This is a genomic window from Bifidobacterium amazonense (assembly GCF_018555435.2).
Taxonomy (GTDB): domain Bacteria; phylum Actinomycetota; class Actinomycetes; order Actinomycetales; family Bifidobacteriaceae; genus Bifidobacterium; species Bifidobacterium amazonense.
Genome location: NZ_JAFEJT020000127.1, coordinates 1 through 1,654 on the forward strand (window position 1 = coordinate 1; position 1,654 = coordinate 1,654).

The window sequence follows — 1,654 nt, forward strand, 5'->3', positions numbered from 1 at the left end:
GCCTGCGTCTTCTGGCATGGCCGCCCACCTCCCTGTCGATGGCATGCATGGTGGCCATGCTCGTGGTGCCCATCGCGATACTCACCGTGCTTATGCTGGTGCCGCTCGTCCACTGGCAAGCTGCGGTGGTCATTGTCGTGGCCTGTCTGTGGATGGTGCTGCTCGACCGACTGTATTATCGCGAAATCCGACGCTACATCATGGCCGGCGGTTCCCTGTCGCAGTATCTGCTGGAGGATCATCACCGGCGTTACGGAAAGAATGGCGAACTGTGGACGATGGCGCGATTCCGCGCGCTGCCGGACGACGAACGACGCGAAGCCGCGCAACTGGTCGTCACGCCGTGGTGGCTGTATCCGGGCATCTCCGCCGGCGTGAGCGCCGCGGTCATCGCTATCAGCGAGGTGCTGGTGATGGCGGTCTCCGGTTCCTTCTCCTGGCAGCGCACAATCGACGCCGTGTTCCTGGCGTTGTGCGCGGTCGCGGTGTTCGATTACGGCGTGCGATACATCCGTGAACGGAATCTGGACATGCGCATGAAGCCGCCCACTAGACTGTGCTGGGCGTTGGCGATCGCCCTGTACGCCGTCTGCTGCATACCGATCGCTACGCTCGGATTCGTGACCGGCTATATGGCTCGGAACAGGGCGCTGCCTATGGTGGAACTGACCGGTTACAGCGTGGCGTTCGTGGTGCTGTTCTCGGTGATCGGCTGGGTGTACGACCGCAAGCAGCGCGACGCGATCGCCGCCGGGGTGTGATCGCGATGATCGGTATGATGGAATGCCGGCTTGGATGGCGGCTGACTGGCGAAGCGGCAGTGCCCTTCATGGCTGGGCGGATGCCTGGGCCGAGGAATGGGTGGCTGCGTGCGTGTGCTGGTGCGGTTGCGGATCCTGCCGGAGTGTGCGTCGCGAGACCAGGGGTTTATGCGTTGGTCGCCGCGACTGAATGGTTGTTCGCAAGGACGTGGAAAGGAGGTGCATCGTGGGTGAGCCGCAGTTCAATGAGGTGATCCATGCGCCGATGCGCCTGCGCATCTGCGGCATGCTGCACAGCGGCGGCGAGGTCGAGTTCGCGGCGATCCGCGAGATGCTCGGCGTGAGCGACGCCGTATGCTCCAAGCATCTGAAGGTGTTGGCGGAGAACGGGTACGTCACGCTCGACAAGCGTCCAGGCAAGCGCAACGGGCACGACATCACGTGGGTGTCGCTCACCGATGAGGGGGCGGAGGCGTTCTCCGACCATATCGCCGCACTTCAGAACATCGCCGCTGGCCTCGTCATGGCATGAGTTGCCGTCTGAAGCCGTTCTGCGTTCGGGGTTCGGAAGCCGGTTTGCCGGTCGAAAGCCTGTCGAGGGATCGAATATGGGCCTGTCGAGGTCGGTTTGACGATCGAGAGGCTAAATCCGGGACCTGCTGCGGTCAGTTTAACGGTTGAGAGGCTGCCTTCGGTGCTGACCGCCTCTGATATCCCCTCTCTATACCCCCGAAACGGTCTTTTTGGGTGTTGGCACCGTCGACGATAGCCTCTCGATCGTCAAACCGACATCAACATCCCACGAAATCAGCCTCTCGATCGTCAAACTGCCTCACTGTTGAAGCAACGGATCGATGCCGCCATCACAACATGCGCGGTGACCGATCGATTCC

The 1,654-nt window shown here is 62.0% G+C and carries 2 protein-coding genes; both read left to right on the forward strand.

What is annotated here, in order from left to right; genetic code table 11:
* Positions 1–761: hypothetical protein (locus JS533_RS13610; RefSeq protein WP_241515360.1), on the forward strand; the 761-nt coding region annotated here is incomplete at its 5' end.
* Positions 762–987: 226 nt separating this feature from the next.
* Positions 988–1,293: a transcriptional regulator gene (locus JS533_RS13615; protein WP_241515362.1), complete on the forward strand. Its 306-nt coding sequence runs from the start codon at positions 988–990 to the stop codon at positions 1,291–1,293.
* Positions 1,294–1,654: the final 361 nt, after the last annotated feature.